Source organism: Hyphococcus formosus, from assembly GCF_046736345.1.
Lineage (GTDB): Bacteria > Pseudomonadota > Alphaproteobacteria > Caulobacterales > Parvularculaceae > Hyphococcus > Hyphococcus formosus.
In genome coordinates this window covers 3074762-3099183 of record NZ_CP157210.1, presented here as the reverse complement: position 1 = coordinate 3099183, position 24422 = coordinate 3074762, and the positions used below count along the sequence as shown (strand labels likewise).

Genomic DNA, 24422 nt, shown 5'->3' with positions numbered 1-24422 from the left:
TCTTACGCAAGTTCAAATGGCTCTAATCCGGCAAGACGCATTGCCCGAGGCCGCTCAGGAATTTCACGGGGTTTAACCCCGTCTGCGGCATTCGCCACCGCTTTGATATGATCCGGGGTTGTACCGCAACACCCGCCAAGCATGTTTACAATGCCCGATTCCGCCCATTCTTTAAGCATCGCCGAGGTTTGCTCAGGCGTCTCTTCATATTCACCAAACGCATTGGGCAGCCCCGCATTGGGATAGGCCGCAACCAAGGTGTCTGCAATTTTGGCAAGTTCCGCAATATGCGGCCGCATCAACGAAGCGCCGAGCGCGCAATTCAGCCCAATGGCAAAAGGCTTGGCATGCCGCACGGAATTCCAGAATGCTTCGACCGTCTGGCCTGATAGCGTCCGCCCGGACCGGTCTGTAATTGTTCCCGAAATCCAGATCGGCAATTTCTCCATGCCTTCGGCTTCGAGATCGCCTATCGCCTTTAGCGCAGCCTTACAGTTCAAGGTGTCGGTGATCGTTTCGATCAGATAAAGGTCAACGCCGCCCTCGTTCAAGGCGCGAATTTGCATCACATAGGCATCATAAACTTCGTCAAAAGTGACCGACCGCGCACCGGGGTCATTCACATCTGACGACATCGACAACATTTTATTCAGTGGACCAATTGAGCCCGCAACGAAACGCGGTTTTTCAGGCTCTTTCTTCGTCCATTCATCGGCCGCCTCACGGGCGATTTTCGCGCCCTCAAAATTGATATCGCGGACGTCCTGCGGCCCCAGCGCATAGTCATCTTGCGCAATCACGGTCGCGGAAAAAGTGTTGGTTTCCGAAATGTCAGCGCCAGCCGCATAATATTCGCCATGCAGATCCCGAATGATGTCAGGACGCGTCAAGCAGAGAATATCGTTGTTCCCTTTCAGGGGCGAGTTATGGGTCGCAAATCGATCGCCGCGGAAATCTTCTTCCTCTAAGCCACGACGCTGGATCATTGCACCCCACGCTCCATCGAGAATAAGAATCCGTTCCTTTGCGATGCGCCGCAGCGCCGCGATCCGGTCTTTCCTACTCATTACGCAACCTCTTTTTTCGGATTTAACCCAAGCAAACGACATGTCGACAAGGAAAGATTCGCGCGGTTCATCGTGTAAAAATGAAAATGCGATACGCCCTTATCGCGCAATACATTACATAGCTCAGCGACGAGCTGCGCCGTTACCAGTTCGCGTGTTTGCGGGTCGTTTTCGAGCCCATCATATAAATCAATAATCCGTGTCGGTATCTTTGTTCCGCATAGCTTCGCCATGCGCGCAATGCCCGCAAAATTTGACTGCAGCATGATCCCGGGCACAATTGGCTTATCGATGCCGGCATTCCTTGCTGCATCGACAAACCGCAAGAATACGTCCGGTTCAAAGAAGAATTGCGTGATCGCTCGATCCGCGCCTGCATCAAACTTCCGCTTGAGGGTTTCAAGTTCATGCGCGAGGTCTTTTGCCTCTGGGTGGCATTCCGGATAGCAGCCGACAGAAATGTCAAAAGGCGCAATTTCGCGCGCACCCACAATTAGATCCGACGCATAAGCGTAACCGCCATCATGCGGGGTATAGGCCGCGCCTACCCCTTCTGGTGGATCGCCCCGAAGCGCCACGATGTTGGTGACGCCAGCCGCCCAATAGCGCTTAAGCACGTCGTCGACCTCTGCCCGAGTCGCACCAACACAAGTGATATGGCCTGCCGACTTTACCCGTCCGGCCCTTGCGATCCGCTCGACAACGTCATGGGTGCGCTCACGGGTCGAACCGCCCGCGCCATAGGTGACCGAGATAAAAGCCGGATCAAGCGCGGAAAGCCGCTCGACGCTGTCCCATAAACGCTTTTCCATTTCAGGCGTTTTCGGGGGAAACATTTCAAAGGATATCGCGAGCTCACCCATGAGACAGCCTTAACATATTGAAATTCCGTATTAATTCCGTATTTCGAGGCGCGCAGAATCACGCACTCGACTGCTATATAATGATATAAACATATCCTTATATGAAAAGAAAGAGTTAATTCCGCTCGCGACTCATCCGCAGCTGGCACTCACCAACATTCTAGCCGGATTTTTTGACGGTTTATTGCGCGATAAAGCGGGATGAAATTTGCCGCCACAAACTGCGTTCAACGCCAGCGGGACGCCCCTCCGCAAACCAGAAGCCGACAAGACCAATCATATAAAGCCCCGCCCCCACTGCGACATCACAAACGAAACGCGGCAGCAAGGGCAACATCTCAATCGCATCGATTTCGGGACGAATGAAAACAAAATAGAGCGCCATCACCGCAACGCCGGCAAAGCTTCGCCTTACGCGGAAGATGAGTTCATAAAACGGTCGGCCGCTAATGCGGCTAAACAGCGACAGGTTTAGCAACATGTGCAGAACGCCGCCAGCGGCTGTCGCCAATACCGCCCCCATCAAGCCATAGACCGCACTTGCCCATATAAATATGGGCATACGGATGATAAAATAGATAAGCTCGCGCAGGAAGATCAATTGCGTGCGCCCGCACGCCATTGCATATCCCTGAGTCGCCGAAAATAGCACCATTAACCCGGCTACCGGCGTGAAATATTTGACCAAGGGAACAGCAAGCTCCCACTGATCACCGAGCAAAATGGCCACAAGGTCAGCCGCGACAAATGAACTGCCAAATGCAGCCGGCATCGCAATAAGGCCCAAGACCTCGACCCCGCGAAGATAGGCTTCGCGCATATTTTCAGGTTTTGATTGCAACTCAGAAAGGCCCGGATAGATCGCGCGCGCAATCGGCGTCGCCACTTCCTGCGACGGTAGCGCCGCAATGCTGTCGCCCAGATAATATGCGCCGGCATTAGTCGGACCGATCAGCTTTGTCAGAAAAAGCATGTCGAGTTTGTTATTGAGCGCCGCCATGAAGCTGACACCGGTCAGCCAGCCGGTGAAGCCAAATAACTCCTTGAACGCCTTCAAGGTAAATCGCGGCAGATAGGGGCGCACGATATAAGACAGCACTGTTTGCGAGAATGCACTTACAATCAGCCCTGCGAGAATCGCGAGATAACTTTGAAAGATGACCGCAATGGTGATCGAAAATGCGATCCCCAATAATTTGTTGAGCGCCGTTGTCATGAATTCCTTTGAGAAATCAAGATCGCGCTCAAACTCAAAAAACCGCGGATTTATGAGGGCATGAAAGACCGGTACGATGCTCACCAGAAGAAAGACATTCACTGCGCGCGGGTCATCATAAAAATGCCCGGCGATGGGCGCAGCAATTAATAAGAGAGCGCAAACAATCGCGCCGCGAATTGCCGACATCGTAAATAGCGTATCGAAGGTTACGCGGCCTGCCTTTCTAAATTTCACCACCGTTTGTGAAACGCCGATATCGGAAACATTTTGAAGCAATTGCATCAAGGCAAGACCAACAGCCACGATACCAAAATCTGCGGGCACCAACAGGCGTGCAAGGATGAGCGTATTGATAAGGCCCAATGAACGAATAACAAATCGCGCGAGTATGATCCACGCTGCGCCGCGCGCCACGCGCTCGCCCAATGGCCGCTGTGCCGGTTCCGGTGTGTCAGGGGTCTTACTCATCGATTATCTCTGCCCCGGGCGGAAACACATTGCCCAGCCAATCAGAAATCTTGGCGAAAAGGACCTCTTGGGCTGATAGATCCGTATAAGTATGATCGAAAGCTGGAAACACATCGACGTCAATCGCATTTTTGAAATCATATGATGCGAATGTCGAAAAGAACTGCTCCGGCTTTGTGATCTGACGCTTTACGAACCCGGTATAGATTGTGAAAATCCGCGTGCCCTGATTACATAATTTTTCAAGATCCGACCCAAACTCCTCAAGGGGCGGTATCGGCCGGGCCTGATCATCATCGTCGTCGCTTGGCACTGATACAGGCGTTGCGGGTACTGGCGTTGCGAGTTCTGTTTTTTCCAACCCGACGATTTTTTTCGCTTTGCGTTTCCACCGATCTATGTCGGTCGCGCGCGCAATAACATTCTCTAATGCCGCCGCAGGGTTCTCATAGGCATAGGGGTCCAATAGAATTAGACCGCGCAAGCGTTGATCGCTCAGCGCCGCGCGATACGCATTATCGGCCCCCGAGCACATACCTATTGCAACAAACGCATGCGCCCCGGCCTCTTGAACCATCCGGTCCATCGCGCTGGCAATATCCGCAATCGCTTGCTCTTCATAGCCCAGCCCCGATGGCGCGGGCGCGCTATCGCCAAGTCCGCTCAAATCAAACCGAATTGAGTTATAGCCCTGATCTGCCAAATTTCGGGCAAGCTTGACGTTCAGGCGGTGAGCACCGATGCGATGTACGATCCCCGCATTAAAAAGCAATATCGTGGGACGATCATTGGAGCCGCCAATATTCATGATCCCGTGCAAGCGATTATTGTCGCCGAATTGAACTATGCGCTCGGTCATTTACCGCCACCAATCGACTCGATTACCTTGTCCAATGCCCTTACCGGCACGACGAATGCATTCATCGCCTCGTCTGAATTCCATGCGCTTGCATCTTCTTCCTTACCAAGATTAACGTCGCGCACTTTATCTTGTAACACTGTGGCAAAGCGCTCCTGTTCTGCGGTACCGGTGCCTATGATTGCAACCTTCCGTGATGAAGGCTCAGGGGCCGCACCAAGATCGAGCGCACATAACTCGGCTTTGAACTTCGGCGGCACTATAAACCCCAGCACTTCGTCTAACGCCGTCACATCGGGAAACTCGCGGGCTCTTACTTTGTCGATGGGCTGCTCAAGAAAATGCGCTTTCGTTTTTATGTGCGCGCTCAAAAGTCCGTCGAAATATTGGCGGCCCTCAATGACCGGGTCCCACATGACCAAGTCAGTCAACGCGGGGCGCAATTTCTGAGCGGCTAAATACGCAACACTCGCGCCCAATCCCAAACCGGCCCATGCGATCCGTTGTTTCCCGCATAGGTCGATCAACTCCTCATGGGCCGTTAAAATATCCGCGCGCATGCCGCTGATCGAAACCGCATCACAGGGCCCAAGGGAATCTCCGCTGCCGAAATAATCAAAGCGCAGAACCGGTGATCCGGCTCGAGCCAGACGCTCCGCAAGGATACGCATTATCCTGAAACTGCGAATTGCCTCCTCACCGAAAGGGTTACACAGCAAAACAGCGGGCGCACGAGGAGCCCGTTGCTCCGGGTGATGGTACACACCGAACATGGTTCGATCATTGTCGCCGAAATGAAACGGCGTCACCGCCATGTTGAGCCTCCACAGAAAAATGTGCCAATGACAAACGCGGCCAATGGCTGTTAACTAATTTCACTTATGCTATTTCGCGCGTATTTATAAGCCATTGTGGATTGGCGCAGCACACTGCTTTACCACGGCCGAAAGACTGCAAATAAAATGCCGAATGGGGACGGCGAAATATCTATGCCCAAGGTCGCAATAAAATGCCTACAACCGCGTCCGATGGCGACGAGGCGGTTATTGCTGATCCCGTTTGCCGGTGGCGGCGCGACCATCTTTCGGCACTGGGCAGACGCCTTCCCCGCTGACATAGAAGTCTTTGCGCTTCAACTCCCCGGCCGGGAAGAGCGCATCGACGAAGCCCCATTCACCAACTGGCCGGCGATGTTCGACGCGTGTGCCGACGCTCTATTGCGATGGCCCCAACTACCCATTGCACTTTACGGGCACAGCCTCGGGGCGGTTATCGCGTTAGAACTCGCGCGATTATTTGATAATGAACGGCCCGCACAACTCAGCCATCTTTTTTGCGCAGCGAGGCCCTGGCCCGGCGAACCCCATGCCGCCGAATTGGCGTCGATAGAATCGCTTGACGATGACGGGTTCCTTCAAGCGATGCGGGAACGATACGGTGAGTTGCACCCATCCCTTAAAATAAATGAGATACGGGAATTAACGCTCCCCAGCCTTCGCGCGGACTTAAAGCTCTTGAATTCCTACAATTACGCAACGGCTCAGCCGATAAATTGTCCGTTGACGGTTTATTCCGGCGCACATGATCCGATTACGACAAACACCAATTTAGATAGCTGGCGGCAGGAGACCGGAAATCAATTCTCCCATTTGTCTTTTGATGGTGGGCATTTCTTCCTTGAGTCGCATCAAAGCGAACTCACCCAAGACATGATTTCAAAACTTACCGCTTAGCGCCCGTTTCCGCGCCATCGGCCAATTGTTCAAGGGTTTCAAAAATCACCGCGCGCGGCGAAATCAAAATGCCCTGATGTTCACGCAGGCGCGCAACCATCTGCGCAACCTGAAGAGACTGGCCGCCCAGTTCGAAAAAGTTATCCGTCACAGAAATATCCGAAACACGAAGCAGATCGGACCAAACATTCGCGATATTGATTTCCAATTCGCTGCGCGGCGCGATACGCGACTGGCGCAGGGCCTGCCCTGATGGTGCCGGTAGTGCCTTGCGATCAATTTTGTTGTTGTTGGTCAGAGGCAGAGCCGAAAGCGGTACAAAAAATTGCGGTATCATATATTGCGGCAGGCTACGCCGAAGCCATTTCCGTAGCTCACTCCCCGTCGCTTGTTCACCGCCTTCAAAGACAACATAGGCGACTAAAGACGCTTCGCCGTCCGTATCGGTGTGTACCGTCGCAGCGGCCTGCGCAACCTTGTCATGCGCTTCAATCGATGCCTCGATTTCCCCCAACTCGATACGGTATCCGCGCAATTTCACCTGATTGTCATCGCGGCCTAAAATTTCAAGCTTGCCATCAAACCGCCAACGCGCGCGATCGCCGGTGTTATAAAGTCGTGCATTTCCATCCGTACCGGTAACAAACCGCTCTGCGGTAATATCCGGGCGGTTGTGATACCCGATCGCAACACCATCACCGCCGATCCATAAATCACCCGCAACGCCGATTGGCACCAAACGATGATCCCGATCAAGTACCTTTATGATCGTATTCGCTATTGGCCGCCCGACATTAATGTCGCCAGACGTTTCGATCTTTTCACAAGTTGACCAGATCGTTGTCTCGGTCGGCCCATACATATTCCAAAGCGATGCGACACGCGGCAATATTTCCTTTGCCAGTGTGGGCGGCAATGGCTCTCCGCCGCAAAGGGCCTTTAATTTCGGCGCGCCCTCCCATTCGGCATCGAGTAATAATCGCCACGTGGCGGGTGTCGCTTGGAGGATAGAAATTTCGTGATCGTCGATCAGATCGCTTAGAGTTATGCCATCGGTCACATCATCCGCCGTTGCGATAACAAGCGTTGCCCCAACCGAAAGCGGTAAGAATATTTCCAATATCGAAATATCGAACGATATCGTCGTCACTGCGAGCAATCGATCATCTGGCGATATGCCCGGCACGCTGATCATGCTCTCGAGGAAATTACATAAAGCCCGGTGAGAATTGACAACGCCCTTGGGACGACCCGTAGAACCCGACGTATAAATGATATAGGCCGGATTTTCGGCGTCCCAACTGGCGATCGGCACCTCATCACCGGACGCAGCGTCAATTTCCTCATCCTCTTCGTCGAGATTTATAATCCGTGTCGTGATCTCAGGGATTACGTCACAGGTGTCGTCACTGGCCACTACCATTTTTGCGCCCGCGTCGTTTAGCATGTAGCGCAACCGACTTTCGGGGAAGGATGGATCAAGCGGCAAATAGGCCGCGCCTGCCTTCCAAATGCCGAGCATAACAGCGACCATATCGATTGATCGTTCCAGAACGACGCCGACGTAATCACCCGCGCCGATGCCGGCCTGTTGTAAATAATTTGCGATTTTGTTTGATCGCACGCTTAGATCATCGAAACTGATTGTCTGACCATCACAAATGATCGCCGTCTTATCCGCTAGTTGATGTGCGACCGTCTCAAAATATTGAAACGCCAAACTCTCGCGCTGATATTTTGATCGCGGCGGATTCCAATCCCGCTCCAACATCAGGCGTGCATGCTGCGATAAAATCTCGACATCGCCGATGGGCTGCTCAGGCGCATCAAGCAAGGCACCTAAAAAGGTTTTGAAGCAATCAACATAGTGCTCAATCGTTTCGCGGGCGAAGAGCGCGCTGCAATAAATTAGTTCGCCATGCACGCTGTCACCCAAATCGAAAATTTCCAGTTCGAGATCGACTGCTGCGCCATTCGGGTGCAGATCACATTCAGTAATTTGCAATGCACCCCATTTCGCGGGCTGAGCATCACGCCGTTGATAGGTAAACATTGTTTGGAACAAAGGCGTTTGCGAAGGATCGCGATGATCGACCAATTGCTCTGCGATTAATTCAATGGGCGCGTTCTGGTGTTCGAGGCCTTGGGTCGTTACTTCCGTTGCCTGCGAGAGAATTTCCGAGAAGGTCATGGATTTCTCGATATTGCCGCGCAAGCATATTGTATTTACGAAACACCCGATTACGCCGCCGACCGCATCATGTTGGCGCGCATGTACCGGTACACCAACGACAATATCGGACTGGCCGGCAATCCGCATGAGGAAACTTTGCCAAGCCGCAAGCACCACCGTAAACGCTGTGCAGTTTCGATCCGCACTAAAGGATTTGATCTTTTCACTGACCAAGTGATCAATTTCAAACCGAACCGTTTCGCCCTCATGGGAGTATAATGACGGTCGCGGATTATCCGTTGCGAAATCTAACGGCGGGATCTCAGCGGATAATGCCCCCATCCAATACGCTAGTTCTTTTTCGAGCGCCGCGCTATCAACCCATTTTCGATGCCATTGTGCGTAATCCAGAAACTGCGCCGCCAACGGGGGTAAGTTATGTGCGGTACCATTTACGGCTGCCTCATATAGGCTTGAAAGGTCCTGCAAGAACACTTCAAAACACCAGCCGTCCCACACCAAATGGTGGGGCATGAAAAAGAATAAATGCCGATCAGCCGATAATTTAAACAAGCGCGCGCGAAAGACCTCTCCATCAGAAAGATCGAGCGGTGTTCTTTGCGCCTCTAATAAATAGGCCTGCAATCGCTTTTCTGATTCATCTTCCGGCAGAGACGATAAATCACAAAACGGTAACTCATATTTTTTCGGCAATACGATCGCTTGAACCGGAATGCCATCATTGGTTTCGAATCGCGCGCGCAAAATTTCGTGCCGCTCAATGACGCCATTGAACGCCCGGATAAATGCATCAAGGTCTAGCGGTCCGGAAAACCACCAAGCCGATGGGATTTGATAAAGCGTCGAACCGGGCTGCAGTTGCTCATGGGCCCAAATGCGTTGCTGAACCAGCCCCAATGGATGTGCAATCGCCCTATCCACTTTCTCGATTTGGCTAGAGACAGGCGCGCCAGCATTTTTGAGCGCGTCTAATATTTCGGGTTTGCGGGCTTTGATCTCTTGTGCATCTTGCGGTGCTATTGCGCCTTTGGGCGCAGAGACTTTCAACGCCCCGTCCTGCGCAGAAAAGTAAACGCCTTTCTTCGCCCATTCTTCGATAAACAAGTATATATTCTCTTTGCCGTTAGCCATGGTCAAAACAGCAACTCTTCGCGTTCTTCATTTTGATCTGCGGAAACGAGTTCATCGATCGTTGCGGCAAGCGAGGCAACATCCCGCGCATCAAATATCATCCGCAAATTAATGCGCGGCGAAATTGCCCGGCGCAAGATTGACAAAACCCGCATTGCCAAAATCGAGTGCCCACCTAAATCGAAAAAATTTGCGTTCGCACTGACTTTCTCCAGCTCAAAAACGTGAGCAAAACTCTCAGCAACAAGTTTCTCGGTCGGTGTCGATAGAGCTTTGTAATTCTCCATCTCTGTCTCATGCAATTCTGGTTCGGGCAGCGCGCGACGGTCAAGCTTTCCGTTTGGCGTCATCGGAAAGTCATCGACAATGACGAAATGTTGCGGAACCATATAGTTTGGCAGGATTTCGAAAAGCGCCTCGCGCAAGGCGCTTAAATCGATGTCACCGGATTTAATATATGCGATCAATCGTGTATCGCCGGGGCTTGGCTCAATTATCTTGCAGACCGCTTGCTGAATATTTTCGCACTTTGCGATTGCGTTTTCGACATCGCCCAGCTCTACGCGAAATCCTCTGATTTTGACCTGAGCATCGGCGCGTTCGCGATATTCGAGGATGCCGTTGGCCCGATATCGTCCGAAATCCCCTGTTCGGTACATGCGCGCATTTTCTACTTTTGAAAACGGATCCGGTAAGAACTTTTCGCTTGTTAACTCGTCTCGGTTTAAATAACCGCGAGCCACACCAAGTCCGCCGATGAATATTTCCCCGGGAATGCCCGGCGGTGCCTGACGTCCGGCCTTATCAAGAATATAAACCGAAGTATTCGCTATTGGTGTACCGATTAAAATAGGCTCACCCGCTGCGGGTACTTTGTAACAGGTCGACCAGATCGTTGTCTCCGTTGGCCCATACATATTCCATAGCTCACCCACGCAGGCACTAAGGTTTTTCGCAAGGTCGCGGGGCAGCGCTTCACCGCCACAAAGCGCTTTAAAGTTTTGGCCGCCTTCCCACCCGGCTTCTAACAATAGCCGCCATGTCGATGGTGTTGCCTGCATCACATTGATGTCGTTTTGCGCGATCAATGTTTTTAATTGATCACCATCTAAAACGTCATTTCGTTCTGCGATCACCACAGTTCCGCCGGTGATGAGCGGCAGGAAAAGTTCAAGCCCAGCAATATCAAAAGATAGCGTGGTAACCGCTAAAAGCTTGTCGTTTGCAGTGACCCCCGGGCTCTCCGCCATACTCAGCAAAAAGTTCACCACATTCTTATGTTCGACAGCCACACCCTTGGGAAGACCGGTCGATCCAGACGTGTAAAGGATATAGGCAAGATCATTTGGCCTGACCGGCGAACGCTCGGCCGCATTTGGCCTGACGTTTTCTACAACAACAAACGCGAAACTGCCGCTAGGTCCGGTCTCTGTGAGTGATTGTTGTGTCAAAACAATTTTTGCGCCGCAATCATCGACCATATGTTGTAGGCGCTTTGCAGGGAAATCCGGATCGAGCGGTACATAAGCTGCGCCGCAACGCATAATGCCCAATACTGCCGCGAGCATGTCAAAGGACCGTTCCAACATCACCCCGACATATTCGCCGGGCATAACGCTATTTTCTTTTAGCGTTGCCGCAATTGATTCTGCGCGGGCCATTAATTCGTGATAGGTATATTCAACCGCGCCACATTTAACCGCGACACGGTCCGGATTGGCCTGCGCCACCTCATCGATCAACATGTCGACGCATGTTTCCAGCTTTTTCGGGTCGATCACAACGGACATAATGCTTACTCAAATAATCTCATGGGTTTGACGGTACAGACATCATGCCCTCGCTGCCTTCCGGCGCGATCAAGGATAAGTCACCGATTCGTTGGGCCGGATTTGAAACAATATCCGTCAATAAGGCTGCGTAATGATCTATCCAGCGATTGATCGTTTCCTCTTCGAACAGGTCGGAAGAATAGTCCCAGTCTATAACTAAATGTTCGCCGGTATCGACGATATTGAAAAACATATCGTGATAGACAGCATATCTGCGATTTTCACTCGCCGTTATTTCGCAATTCGGAATCGAGACTTCTGAAAAATAACGGCTGAAATTGAAGACAGTTTCGATTAATGCAAGCCGGCTCGCGTCACGCGGAATATTGAGCGCAGTCACAAGATCGCTCAGCAATAGGTTTTGGTTGCTGAACGCATCAAAAGTGGCGTTCTGAATGCCCTTTGCAAAAATTGCAAAATCATCTTCAAAACCCGGTTTTGTTCGTACCGGAAGTATATTGACACAATAACCGATCGTGTCGATTTCTTCGCGCGCCTGCCCTGCCGTAGGAACACCGACAACGATATCCTCCTGGCTTGTAAGGCGCGACAACAGCGCCGAATAGGCCGACAATAACAACGAGAATTGACTAACGCCCAGCGCTTTGGCGGTTTCTTTTACGCCATTGCAAAGCGATTTTGGCAATTCGCGATGCACGGTGCTTCCATTAAACAACCGTTTTGGCGGCCGCGGATAGTCAGTCGGCAAATCCAAGGGTTCCGGTGCACCGTCAGCAAAGACCTCTAACCAATAGGCGTTATGTTTTTCTGTGCCGTCGGTGACCTGTTGGGCATAGACGCTAAACGGTAATAGCGCTGATCCATCGTTTTTACGCTCGCCAGTATAACGACCAGCAATCTCCTGCATCATCAAGTCCGCTGAGTAACCGTCGAAGATAATGTGGTGGCAGTAAACAACAAAAATGTGATGCGTCTCACTTAGCCGGAATAGCTTCGCTCGCACCAGCGGCCCTTTTTCCAAATCGAAGGGCGTTAATGCGAGGTCTTTAAGATAGGTGGACAATCGCTCATTCGCATTTGCCCCACCCGACAAATCGATCACGTCAACGGTCAATTGATGATCGCTATTGATCTCCTGATATTCACCGTCAGCGCTGATCCGGAAGCGAAATGCCTCATTGCTATTCAAGGTATCCTGGACCGATTTGCAAAACGCATTCACGTCTAGCGACCCCTTTATGGAGATCGAGTCGGATTCGTTGAAGGCACAAGATTGCATGTCCCCCATCTGGGATGCGATCCATACTTCTTTTTGCGCGTCTGTCAGTGGGATTTTCCGTGACCAACCGGGGATGGGCCCGATCTCGCCCTGCGGCCTTTGGAGAATATTATCGGCCTGCATTTCCAGGATGCTGTCTTTTGCCGCGGCGACAATATTATCGACGTCTTCATCTGTATGCGCCGCAGTCATATAGGATGGGAAATGCTCTAAAACATGAATCCCGCGATCCCGCATATGATAGAAAAACAGGGTCGCCAGTTCCGATTCCTCTTTCACACGGATGAACATTTGCGACGCAAAATGCGCCACGAAAATGTTGACGTTTCGCTCCGTGAAAAAGTCATTGAGTTCAGTCGCCATACGGGTCGCGAGCTTGTTCACTCGTTCTTGCAGCCCCGGCCCCGCATTCTGAAGATATTGTAGCGAGGCATATGCCGCCGCAATTGCCATCGGATGACGGACGAACGTCCCCGCAAAAAAGGTCACGCCTGCGGATGGTATGGAGTTGTCGCCATACTGCCACATGCCGCCATCAAAGGTGTCCATATACTCGGAACGTCCGGCGACAACACCAATAGGCATCCCGCCGCCGATAATCTTTCCGTAGGTCGCAAGGTCCGCTTTGATGCCAAAATATTCCTGTGCGCCGCCCGGGCGAATGCGGAACCCGGTGATGACCTCGTCAAATACCAGCACAATTCCTTCGTCATGTGTCAGCGCCCGTAATTCGTGGAGGAACTCTTTCGGTTGGAATTCGGGTCGGCGGCTTTGGACTGGCTCAACGAGGACTGCCGCAATCTCATTCGCGTTTTTGCGAATGTAATCCAAAGCTGAGGCCTCGCCATAATCAAGCGCAACAACATTTTCGACCGATTTAAACGGTATGCCGGGCGCGAGCGGCATCGTCTTGGGCTCGCCCTTTGGGGTCGTCACGCCGCGAACCAGCACTTCGTCAAAGTTACCGTGGTAATCGCCTTTGAACACAACGATTTTGTCTCGTCCGGTTACGGTGCGAGAAATACGTATCGCCGCCTGTACCGCTTCGGATCCGGTATTGACCCAACTCACCCGGTCCATCCCGGTCAATTCACACAAAAGTTTTGCTGCATCCCCAGCGCGCGGTGTTTGCGGTCCGACTTCATAGCCGCTGTCGAGCTGCGCTTTTAAGGCGTCGGTTATAAACGGCGCGCGATGCCCAAAGAAGTTGGGCCCAAATCCATTCAGAATATCAATATACTGATTATCGTCGATATCCCATAAATGCGCGCCCAGCGATTTTTTGACGACAATCGGATAAACCATCTCCTTCCATAGAGGGTTGAATCCGGCCGCGGTTCGTGGGTCCGCATGATGGGCGCGATCCGCCTGGGTTTGTGCTTTTGAACCGGCAGTACGCTTGTTATAGCGCGCGACCAATTGATCGATATGCGCCTTTTGCTGTTTTGTCAGGTTAGAATTCTCACCTTCCGCCACATCAACCTTGGGTCCAAACCCGCTGGGAACAGCAATTTTTGGCGCATCTTTCGCCGGAGTTACTGGTGCTGGTTCGATTTTTGGATTTGGCGCAATGGACTTTGCGCCATTCGACGCGCGTAACAATTCGAGCTGTTTCGACATCAGCGACACTTGCTCGGCAAATATCGCGGCAAGTGCGCCAGAATCACCACTCACGCGAATATTCTCCGCAGGGGCAGCAGCCTCTGGTGTGATCGGTGCTGCTGGTTCCTTAACGGGAGTTGCGGCAATTGGTTCTGGTTCTTTATCTTCTGGCAATGATTGATCAAGAAAGGCCGCAATTGCACTTAAGGTTGGGTACTCACTAATCAGCTGACGGAAAGTCACCTTGACATTGTATTCTTTTTGAAACGACGTCGCGAGCTGCGTCATGAAGAGCGAGTCAAATCCCAATTCCAAAAAGGTTTGGTCGGCAGCGAGGTCATTCGGGTCATATCCGGATAAATCGGCGGCGATCGACGTCAAGCGCGATAAAATGCGCGACGAACGATTTCCTCCTTGGTTTTCTTGATTGGTCATCGAAACTCCCCGTATCTCGCTCTTATGAGTCAATTCTAATGCTGTTTCAAAAGGTTCAATTGGGTTGAAATCAACCCAAGCTGTCGCTGTATTAATTCTTCGACTTCGGTCGGATTCGCAGAACCGACGGGTTTCTCTTCGGCTTTCACATCACTTGCGCTTGCAGCCCGATTTTGTTTCGGGTCAACCCAATAGCGCTTTCGCTCAAATGGATAAGTTGGCAATGGAACTCGGCGACGTTGGCCCAAAGTGAACGCTGCCCAATCCGGCGTCCCGCCCGCGACCCAAATTCGGCCTAGACCGGCGAGAATATTTTCAACATCACTTCCCGACGCATTGACCGGACCCAACACAGGCGTAATCGGGCGTTTTAGCTCTCCGGTCAGCGATTGCTTTGACAGTGCGCTGAGTGTTTGACCGGGACCGACCTCAATAAAGACCCTATGTTGATTAGCTTCTGCGGCCGCCATAACGGCATCGGCGAATAGCACAGGGTTCATCAACTGCTCACCCCAATAGGATGGTTCGCTGAACGCTGCTCCATCGATTTGCGCCCCGCGTTCGGTGGAATAAATATCGATTGATGCCGTCCCGCGCGGTAAATCTGCGATCAAGGCTTCCAGGGGCGCGCGCGCATCGGCCATCATGGTTGAATGAAAGGCGTGAGACGTTTTAAGCGCTTTTGTGCCGATATCTTTGTCTTCAAGAGCGGCCACGAAGCTATTAATGTCACTTTCCGGACCACTGACAACGGTTGCGCCGGGCGCGTTCACCGCGGCGATCGAAAGTGCCTTCGGAAGGAGCGCTTCAACCTCCGCACGCGTTGCCATAACCGCGAGCATCTGGCCTTTTGGCATGGCCTGCATCAAACGTCCGCGCGCAGCAACCAATCGCGTCGCATCCTCCAGAGAAAAGACACCCGCCAAAACCGCCGCCGAAAATTCACCGACACTATGGCCGATCATCGCTGATGGCGCGATGCCCCAATGCTGCAATAGCCGCGCAAGCGCGATTTCGACCGCAAAAATCGCCGGCTGTGCGATTTTGGTTTGCGCCAATTCATCGGCCAAAGCGGTTTCATGATCTGTCCACTGAATATATTTTCTTATGTCGATGGAGAAATCCGGCAATTCGAGTAGAACCGCCGAGACTTTATCAATCGTTTCGCGAAATACCGGCTCAGTCGCATATAAGTCTGCCCCCATGCCTGGATATTGCGCGCCTTGCCCGGGGAATATGAAAACATATTGAGGGCTATTGGTTACGGCGACGCCAGATAAACCGGGGGCTGTGACCCCTCTTAGTTTCGTGATCGCATCATCACGGTCCTTCGCCGAAACGGCTCTCCGATGTTCAAACTCACGCCGCCCTACTCGCAATGTATGCGCGATATCCGCCAGCGGTGTGTCTGCGTCATTTTCCAAAAAGGCGGCTAGTTGTTCTGCTTGCGCGGCCAAGGCATCTTTCGAACGCGCGGATAATAGGAACAATTCAGCATCGCGTTTTTGATCGTCGTGAACAACGCGCGGCGGCTCTTCAACAACCACATGGGCATTCGTGCCGCCCACGCCGAAGGACGAAACGCCCGCACGGCGCGGCCACTCTGTTTCATCCCAGGTTTTCAACTCAGTGTTCACAAAGAACGGTGAGCTTTCGAAATCGATTTTTGGATTTGGTTTTTTGAAGTTGATCATCGGCGGCAGAATTTTATCCTTCAGCGCCAATGATGTTTTAATAAGCCCGATCGCGCCCGATGCGACATCTAGATGACCAAGATTGGCTTTTACCGAACCGATAGCGCAATATTGATTATCATTCGTCATTGTACGGTACGCTGTCGTCAGGCCGGCCACCTCGATCGGATCACCCAACGGAGTCGCGGTCCCATGCGCCTCCACATACCCAATGCTGCGTGCGTCGATATCTGCCATGCCGAGCGCTAGAGAAATGACTTCCGCCTGCCCCTCGACGCTTGGTGCCGTGTAACTCACCTTGTCGCCGCCATCATTATTGGTCGCATAACCGCGAATGACTCCGTAAATTGTGTCGCCATCCGCGATTGCGTCTTCTACGCGTTTTAAAAGAACAACCGCCGCCCCATGGCTAAAGACTGTCCCCGCCGCATTTTCGTCGAATGTACGGCAATGACCATCGGGCGAAAGCATGCCGCCCTCTTTATAAAAATAGCCTTTTTTCTGCGGAAGGATAATGGTTACGCCGCCTGCCAAGGCCATGTCGCACTGATAGGCTTCGATGCTTTGGCATGCCGTCGCAATTGCGACGAGCGAAGTTGAACAGGCTGTCTGCAGTGTCATGGCGGGGCCGCGCAACCCAAGCTTATAGGCGACACGCGTTGCCAGATAGTCTTTGTCATTCCCGAGTTCGGTTTGCAGCGATCCAACCTGAATTGACTCGACAAGCCGTTCACGGAAACTTTCGTCCGAACACAGATTCCATAGGATATAAGTGTCCATATAGCAGCCGCCATAAACCCCTACAGAACCGGGATAGCGCTTCGCATCGTAACCGGCATTTTCCATCGCTTCCCAGCAGATCTCCAAAAAGATCCGGTGTTGCGGGTCCATCACCTCTGCTTCGCGCGGTAAATAACCAAAGAAGCGCGCATCGAACATATCGATGTCATCGAGCATTCCCTTGGCGCAAACATATTTACCGGCGTCTTCTTCGCTTGCTGACGGATCGGTAATTTCTAATTCATCAGGCGAAAAATGCGTAATCGATTCAACACCATTTTTGATGTTCGCCCAGAACGCATCGACATTCTTCGCACCCGGAAAACGTCCGGACATCCCAACAATAGCGATGCCTTCGGTTGGTACGTCATCGCTGTCTGCGAGGTTTTCGATATGTAGATTGCCGGTGTTCATACGGCCTCTTTTCGGCTTAAACGGCGTCGATTGTTATTTCTGGCCGCGCGCATTTTTACTGCGCGATTGGCGGCGCTAAACTCCACGTTAAGCGGAAACTGGCTTTCCTGATTGATGCGATCTGCGAGTTTCTTGATGGTCGAATGAGCAAAGAGCGTGACTAAATCGACCTTGTAGCCGTATCGCTCTTCCAACAAACTATGTATGCGGACGAGGTGAATTGATTTTCCGCCGAGGTCCTGAAACTCATCATTGATCCCAACGGGTTGCACCCGCAATATTTCCTGCCAAATCGCCGCGATTTCTGTCTCAACTTTCGTTGATGGTGAGATATATGGGATGGACAATTCTGGCCGCGCGCGCTGACGCGCTGACATTGCCGCCAAAATATTTGCACCGGTCGTGAATATTTCGGCAATGTCCTGATAGGCGGGAATGACGCCTTCATTGCGCGATACTGCTTTGCCCGTAACCTCTATGTCACGCACGCTATCGGACGGACTGAACGTCAATCCAATTAATTCCGATATATCACCCTGCAGCGGCCGCTCATCGCTGATCGGCGTTTGAAATACGGTCTCCAGAAATACACGTGCTGGCTGGTTCCGCGGCCCTTGTTGAAAATCGACCACCAAATTCTTGCATCCATGTTCGAGGGCTGTTTGCGCCAGAAAGGCCAGCATTTTATGCTCGACGCCCTTCCCTAAAGCGCGGCAACTCAACAAAAAGAGATTGACCGAAAAAACATCGTTTCTGGCGGTTCCAGACATTGCGCCAACAATGCCGTAATCCCCAAAGCGATCACGCACGCTCACAGAAAATAGTTGATCGGTCTCGCGCTCAAGCTGCGCAATTTCTAATCGTCTGAGATTGATGTTAAATTGGTTTGTACGCTGCGTTAATTGCGCGATCCGCTTAGCGGTATCTGCGTTCAATGGTTCGATATCAACTTCCAGCTTCAAACCGGCAAGAAACTCTGCAAAAGAATTCGACGTCTGCAGCGCCTCTTCGCGCGCAGCATTGTCGCGATACATTTGAATACGGTTGCGATCTTCACTGGTATTCGCAACATGGTCGAGCGCCCAAAGATTATTGACAAAGTCCGGCACCAGATGCCTATCGTGCGGAAACTGGACCGTACGCACAGCCGGCATGCGCGCACTTACCTCACCGCATTCGACCGGATTATCATCAAGAAAGACGATGGCGTCGTGACCAACACCATATTTCGACGCCAATGCCGCAAGATTTTCCGCCTTGCTATTCCAGTTGATCGCCTGATCGAGGATATGCGCTTTTTGAAGCACCATATCAGCGCGCTTTTCAAACACCGCATTGACATCGTTTTCCTGGTTCTTGCTCAAAAGCGAAACGATCACGCCCGCTTCGGAAAGCGCGACGAGCCTTCGTTGCAACGCTATTGCTCCCTCGTCGAGAACAATTCCGTCAACCCCATCTTCGCCGACAACACCGCACCATAGGGTGTTGTCACAATCGACCGCGACCATTTTCATCGGCGTTTTCGACCGCTGGTGGTGTTGTCGGAATAGAAAAGTCCCTAACGCCGCAAAGGCCTCTTCGGTGTACGGAATATGAGCGGTTTTATCGCCTCGGATATCAAAAACTTTTGTAACTTCAAAATCACGAAAAATATCAACGGCGGCCACTATGCTCACATGCGGTATCGTCTCGACCGCCGCAGCCAATTGGTTACTTGCCGCCTTTGCAAAATCCTCTTGCCCTTGTTGCGGACAAATCACGACGTAACACGGGACCTGATGGGTAAAATCACCGAGCGCGCGCTTAATTTCGTGCGCAGCATCGAGATAATCCTGTTTGCTTTTTCCGGTTTGCGTTAGGTCGCACCATCGAATGCACAGGACATTCGCGCCGTCGCCGTTTTGGCGCAAAGCGCTGCCGGGGTCCAATAGCTGTTGGTAGACTTGACCATAAGCTGCGATGTCGAAACCACCCGGCACCCCGAGGTCGCGCGCAAGAAAGCTGCCGACGTCATTAAGCAGATCAGCGGTAAAAGTCGCTGATACCACAAGCCTATCCTTCGTGCCTGACGTCACTCTCTCCCCCGTCCATCTGGCGTATTAATCGGATTATCCCGACCATCATAATGTTCAACTATGGAAATTGCCTAAATTCGGTGAATTTCCATGCACTAATCGGGCCGCACTCATGCCGGCGTATAAAAGCTTAGTTTCGGTTCCGGAATATTGGTCGCGATCGCCCCCCAATATCCATCATCTGGCCGAAACCCAATTAATGACCACCCCTGCGCAACCGCCGCGTCGGCTCGCGCATCAATTATCGTCGCGGGCGACGCTGGATCAAGCGAAACATCGAAACAATCAAGCGGCATCAAAATCCCCTCGCCGATTGCTTTGACCACCGCTTCTTTCCGCGTCCAACAGGCGAAAAAACCATCGAACCAACGATCACCCTTTAACCTCGCCAAACTGGCTTGCTCTGCCGAAGAAAAATGCCCCCGCGCGACATAGGGCAAATCATCGGTCGCCCGCATTTTCTCGATATCCACCCCGATTATGGAAGGCTGGCTTATCGCGATGAGCCCCCAATCCCCCGAGCGCGAAAAATTGTACGAAATTGGCTCACCGGTCACGATTGGCTTGCCGCCGCTTTGGCGTTCGAAGGTAAGCGTTCCCGCCGCTTGCCCCAGATAAAGGCCCAATATTTCGCGGCACCAAACCCGGCCAGCCACAAACCGATTGCGATCTTTCTCAAAGTGAAACTGTGCGGCGCGCGAGCGCTCATCCGCATCAAGGACAGTATCATCCGTTCTGGGACCAGAGATTGGCACTAACCAACAATGAATGTCCCTTGGGGCTAAGGCCGGGGCGCTGCCCCTTATCCCAAAGGATGTAAAATCAGGTCGGAATTCACCCATCGACTTTTCCAAATTTCACCTGTTTTGATTGGGCCGTAACGTTTGTTACGGCTAAACAAGTGAAGTTTGCAATAATACCAAAACTTTGAGACCATTTTCTCAAGTTATTGGCGCATTTTTACGCGCTTTTTTGCGTTTGTAGCAGCAGTACAATCCTCCAAAAACTTGACAGGAAATTTTTTTCCGATAAGAATTTTTTGGAGTTTAATAGAAATTCTTTGCTTTAACAAAAAGCAGCACGATGATCTTCTGGCGCGGGGGGAAGCCCGGCCAAACCAGTAAAAAAAGTGACTGTTTTCAACAATATGGACACCGGAATGCTCGCTCAACCAGCCAATGCAAAAGCTATCGAAACGCGAAAAGACGTTTGCGACATATTTGAAAAACTCAATGTGCCGCTCGCCGATTTTCTCGGCGACGAGCTTGTTAAATCGTCACCCGGCGATGGGGAAGCGATTTGCACCCTCGCGACAACGTCAGAAAGCCAATTCAACGAAACGGTAGATCGAGCACAGGCGGCCTTCCTGAAATGGCGCACCACGCCCGCACCGCTGCGCGGCGAATTGGTTCGGCGCTTTTGTGAACATGTTCGCACCCATAAAGACACCCTGGCAGCGCTGGTGACCCTTGATTGCGGCAAAACCCATGAAGAGGCTTTGGGCGAAGTTCAGGAAGTCATTGATATTTGTGATTTCGCTGTTGGATTATCGCGCCAGCTTTATGGTTTGACCATTGCGACCGAACGCCCAAACCACCGCATGGCTGAAACCTGGCACCCTCTTGGCATTTTCGGACAGATTACGGCGTTTAACTTTCCGGTCGCTGTCTGGTCTTGGGGCGCAATGATCGCTCTGGTTTGCGGTGACAGCGTCATCTGGAAACCATCTGAGAAAACACCGCTAACCGCGATTGCTATGAACGGTCTGCTGCAACAGGCGATTTCGCAATATGATCAGGCACCGGATAATTTGGCGCAAGTGATTATCGGCGGTGCCGATCTCGGTCACATGCTCGCATCCTGCAAGCAAATTCCGATTGTAAGCGCCACGGGTAGTTGCCGCATGGGTGAGCATGTCAGCGCAACCGTCGGTGCACGCCTTGGTCGGTCGATCCTAGAGCTTGGCGGCAATAATGGCGCGATCGTTACCCCCGAAGCTGATATGGAGCTTGCTATTCGCGGCGTCGTTTTCGCCGCTGTGGGCACAACCGGTCAACGCTGCACATCAATGCGCAGGCTGATCATTCATAAATCAATCGCCGTTGAGTTCTGTGACCGCCTCCGGAAGGCGTATAGCCAACTCGTCATTGGTCAGCCGCAGGAACGCGGCATCCATATCGGGCCACTGATCGACGAGGCCGCTTATAAAGGTATGTCTGATAGCCTCGCCAAAGCCAAGGAAGAAGGCGGTGACGTGTGGGGCGGCGAGCGGGTTATGGCGGACAGTCTACCCAATGCCTATTACGTCAAACCGGCGATCGTCCGCATGCCGGCACAAACGGAAATCGTAAAACACGAAACATTTGCGCCGATTCTTTATGTCATAACCTATGACACGATCGAAGAAGCGATTGCCCTGCATAATGGTGTGACCCAAGGGCTTTCATCGGCAATCTTCACCAATAATATGCGTGAAGCGGAATATTTCCTCTCGGCTGCGGGCAGTGATTGCGGCATCGCCAATGTCAATATCGGCACAAGTGGCGCAGAAATTGGCGGCGCATTTGGCGGCGAGAAAAATACTGGCGGCGGCCGCGCGGCGGGGTCGGATACATGGAAAAACTTCATGCGCCGCGCGACGAACACAATCAATTACTCATCTGAATTACCGCTTGCCCAAGGGGTGGAATTCGGTGCTTAAAACCGGGAAGGAAACAAAAATGAAAAGACTACTGCTTTTATCGATCGCACCTGCGGTCTTGGTTGCTGGCTGTTCGGCACCAGAAACAAAAGAAGCACCAACAGAAACAAAAACCGAAATTACTCAGACCGAGATTGCTCAGGGTGAACCCGAAGCCATGTCGCTTTTCGGCGAACCTTTATATGCGGGCGAGCCTTCCGCAAATGCTCTTGCGAAGCTTGAAACTGCAAAAGCAGAGTATGAAGCCAATCCGGAAGATCCGGATGCATTAATCTGGTATGGCCGCCGCACGGCTTATCTTGGGCGTTACCAAGATGCCATCGATATCTTTACGATGGGCGTTGAGAAGCACCCGGATGACCCTCGCATGCTGCGCCATCGCGGCCACCGCTATATTTCAACGCGCCAGTTCGATAAAGCAATCGCTGATCTGAGCAAAGCGGCAGATATGATTGTCGGCACCGAGGATCAAATCGAACCTGATGGCATGCCAAATGCGATGAACATTCCGCTGACAACAACCCACGGCAATATCCGCTATCATCTCGGTCTTGCTTATTATCTCAAGCATGATTGGGAAAATGCACGCCGCGTCTATGCAGAAGATTTCGAACTTTCAGACAATGATGACGGCATCGTCGCTTCTGGTCATTGGCTCTATATGATTTTGCGCCGGATGGGCCGTGATGAAGAAGCTGCCAAGGTGTTGGAGCGTATTCACCCAGACATGGAAATCATCGAAAACACCTATTACCACCGCGCGGGCTTGTTCTACAAAGGTGAGCTTTCCTATGAGGAAGCCATGCCAGACGAAGTCGCGAGCATCGGCTCAGCCGGTATCGTTTACGGCATCGCGAATTGGTATCTCTATAATGACCAGCCAGAAAAAGCCTATGCGCTAATGAACGAATTAGTTGACGGACCAAGCTGGGCCGCTTTTGGTTACATCGCAGCGGAAAAAGACCTCGCCGCAGCGAACGCGCGCGTCAAAAAATAAAAACGACGCAATTTCAAGACAAAGAAAAAACCTGCTGGCAACAGCAGGTTTTTTTGTGCTCAAAGGCTGGGAAGAATTTGCGGAGAATATATCAATCGCTTTCCATACGGATAAGCTCGACCTCGGCGGGCCAGTAACCCAGCGCATTTTGTTTAACGATATCGCGGAGAATGTTTTTCGCCCGCGCTCTCTCCCCTTCAAATTCGAGTTTCATGCCGAGCGCAAATTTCGCAAGGCTATCACCATTTTCCAGCACTTCACTCGCCGGAATACGCCCCTGAAGGACCTTTACCGCGCGGTGATAGAAATGATTTTCGATTAAATCCAGGCGCTGGGGGATCGTCGCTAAATGCTTTGCAGCCTGCTTGTCGAGACCCAGTTTTTTCATCGCGATATATTGCCAAAAGACAACGGCGACTTCGTGATCTCTTATCGGTAAGGCGATGGGTGATTGCGTGGACAGCTCAAGCTGATCGATCATCTGTTGGTAATCGCCCGTCGCGAAACTGGTTTGCCCGAGATAGTAATGTAAATTACTGCGATAGGTCGAAATGGTTAGTCCGATAGCATTAGGCGCGCCATCGGGTTCGAACGAATCGGCGATGCCTTCCATTTTCGAAAGGCCTGCTTTGTAATCGGCAATCGCGCCATCGAAGTCGCGATTTCGTGCGCGGTGCCGCCCGCGGAATCTATGAAGCTTATAACTGTTCGGAAATTTTGCGAGACCGCGCGTGAACACGTCAATCGCTTCGGCATTCCGTCCGAGATAACCATAACGGCGGCCCAACCAGATATATGAATCCTCACGGTCGTGCGCGACCTCAAAAGCTGCCTGCGCGATTGCAAGATCGAGTTCTAGTTTTTCAAGATATTCTTTCGGAAAATCCGGCGCGCGCAGTGGATCGCCCAACAGGGTGGTCTGGCCGGAATAAGGGTCCGCCGTTGCCGAGGCAATTGGGAGGGATACCGCAAATACGAAAGCAACGGCGGAAAGAGTAGATCGAAAAGCGCGACGGCAATTTGATTTGTTTACAGAGGGGTAGAACATCTCTCGTCACCTATTTTTTTGAGGGAGCAAAAAAATCGCCTCAATCTACTCAAGTTTCAAAAAAGGCCGG

General features: G+C 51.9%; 15 protein-coding genes. 3 read left to right on the top strand and 12 right to left on the bottom strand.

The window, feature by feature from the left end:
- Window positions 1-2: 2 nt before the first annotated feature.
- From ABFZ83_RS14435 to ABFZ83_RS14415, 5 genes are all read right to left on the bottom strand, one after another.
- A complete protein-coding gene (locus ABFZ83_RS14435; protein ID WP_411817253.1) occupies window positions 3-1067 on the bottom strand; it encodes a homocysteine S-methyltransferase family protein in 1065 nt (354 codons plus the stop codon).
- Window positions 1067-1930, bottom strand: coding sequence for a methylenetetrahydrofolate reductase [NAD(P)H] (gene metF, locus ABFZ83_RS14430; protein ID WP_411817252.1), 864 nt, complete (start codon window positions 1928-1930; stop codon window positions 1067-1069). Before metF ends, ABFZ83_RS14435 begins: the two co-directional genes overlap by 1 nt.
- 181 nt (window positions 1931-2111) lie before the next feature.
- On the bottom strand, window positions 2112-3617 hold the full coding sequence (locus ABFZ83_RS14425; protein ID WP_411817251.1) for a lipopolysaccharide biosynthesis protein: 1506 nt from the start codon (window positions 3615-3617) through the stop codon (window positions 2112-2114).
- The gene (locus ABFZ83_RS14420) at window positions 3610-4476 is read right to left on the bottom strand and encodes an alpha/beta fold hydrolase (RefSeq protein WP_411817250.1); all 867 of its coding nucleotides are present in this window, start codon (window positions 4474-4476) and stop codon (window positions 3610-3612) included. The genes ABFZ83_RS14425 and ABFZ83_RS14420 overlap by 8 nt, the downstream gene beginning before the upstream one ends.
- A complete protein-coding gene (locus ABFZ83_RS14415) occupies window positions 4473-5291 on the bottom strand; it encodes a hypothetical protein (RefSeq protein ID WP_411817249.1) in 819 nt (272 codons plus the stop codon). Before ABFZ83_RS14415 ends, ABFZ83_RS14420 begins: the two co-directional genes overlap by 4 nt.
- A 174-nt stretch (window positions 5292-5465) precedes the next feature.
- Between ABFZ83_RS14415 and ABFZ83_RS14410 the strand changes: the two genes are divergently transcribed.
- Complete coding sequence (locus tag ABFZ83_RS14410) at window positions 5466-6209, top strand: thioesterase II family protein (RefSeq protein WP_411817248.1); 744 nt, start codon at window positions 5466-5468, stop codon at window positions 6207-6209.
- On the opposite strand, the gene ABFZ83_RS14405 is transcribed toward ABFZ83_RS14410, so the two are convergent.
- The 6 genes from ABFZ83_RS14405 to ABFZ83_RS14380 form a co-directional block, all read right to left on the bottom strand.
- Complete coding sequence (locus ABFZ83_RS14405) at window positions 6199-9534, bottom strand: amino acid adenylation domain-containing protein (RefSeq protein ID WP_411817247.1); 3336 nt, start codon at window positions 9532-9534, stop codon at window positions 6199-6201. The two genes, ABFZ83_RS14410 and ABFZ83_RS14405, sit on opposite strands and share 11 nt — an antisense overlap.
- 2 nt (window positions 9535-9536) lie before the next feature.
- Window positions 9537-11324, bottom strand: a complete 1788-nt coding sequence (locus ABFZ83_RS14400) for a non-ribosomal peptide synthetase (RefSeq protein WP_411817246.1) — start codon at window positions 11322-11324, stop codon at window positions 9537-9539.
- Between the two features lie 19 nt (window positions 11325-11343).
- Entirely contained in the window at window positions 11344-14643 is a 3300-nt protein-coding gene (locus ABFZ83_RS14395) for an aminotransferase class III-fold pyridoxal phosphate-dependent enzyme (protein WP_411817245.1), read from the bottom strand.
- Between the two features lie 35 nt (window positions 14644-14678).
- Window positions 14679-17531 carry a type I polyketide synthase gene (locus ABFZ83_RS14390; protein ID WP_411817244.1) on the bottom strand — a complete coding sequence of 951 codons (2853 nt, stop codon included), beginning with the start codon at window positions 17529-17531 and terminating at the stop codon, window positions 14679-14681.
- The gene (locus ABFZ83_RS14385; protein WP_411817243.1) at window positions 17528-19606 is read right to left on the bottom strand and encodes an HAD-IIIC family phosphatase; all 2079 of its coding nucleotides are present in this window, start codon (window positions 19604-19606) and stop codon (window positions 17528-17530) included. Before ABFZ83_RS14385 ends, ABFZ83_RS14390 begins: the two co-directional genes overlap by 4 nt.
- A 110-nt stretch (window positions 19607-19716) precedes the next feature.
- The gene (locus tag ABFZ83_RS14380) at window positions 19717-20361 is read right to left on the bottom strand and encodes a 4'-phosphopantetheinyl transferase family protein (RefSeq protein WP_411817242.1); all 645 of its coding nucleotides are present in this window, start codon (window positions 20359-20361) and stop codon (window positions 19717-19719) included.
- Between the two features lie 404 nt (window positions 20362-20765).
- Here ABFZ83_RS14380 and ABFZ83_RS14375 point away from each other — a divergent pair, with 404 nt between their 5' ends.
- Both ABFZ83_RS14375 and ABFZ83_RS14370 read left to right on the top strand, forming a co-directional pair.
- Window positions 20766-22307, top strand: coding sequence for an aldehyde dehydrogenase family protein (locus ABFZ83_RS14375; RefSeq protein ID WP_411817241.1), 1542 nt, complete (start codon window positions 20766-20768; stop codon window positions 22305-22307).
- A gap of 19 nt (window positions 22308-22326) precedes the next feature.
- On the top strand, window positions 22327-23304 hold the full coding sequence (locus ABFZ83_RS14370) for a hypothetical protein (RefSeq protein ID WP_411817240.1): 978 nt from the start codon (window positions 22327-22329) through the stop codon (window positions 23302-23304).
- A gap of 91 nt (window positions 23305-23395) precedes the next feature.
- Here the strand turns inward: ABFZ83_RS14370 and ABFZ83_RS14365 are convergent, their stop codons facing one another.
- Window positions 23396-24352 (bottom strand): hypothetical protein, encoded by a 957-nt coding sequence (locus ABFZ83_RS14365; protein ID WP_411817239.1) that lies wholly within the window; start codon window positions 24350-24352, stop codon window positions 23396-23398.
- Between the last annotated feature and the right edge of the window lie 70 nt (window positions 24353-24422).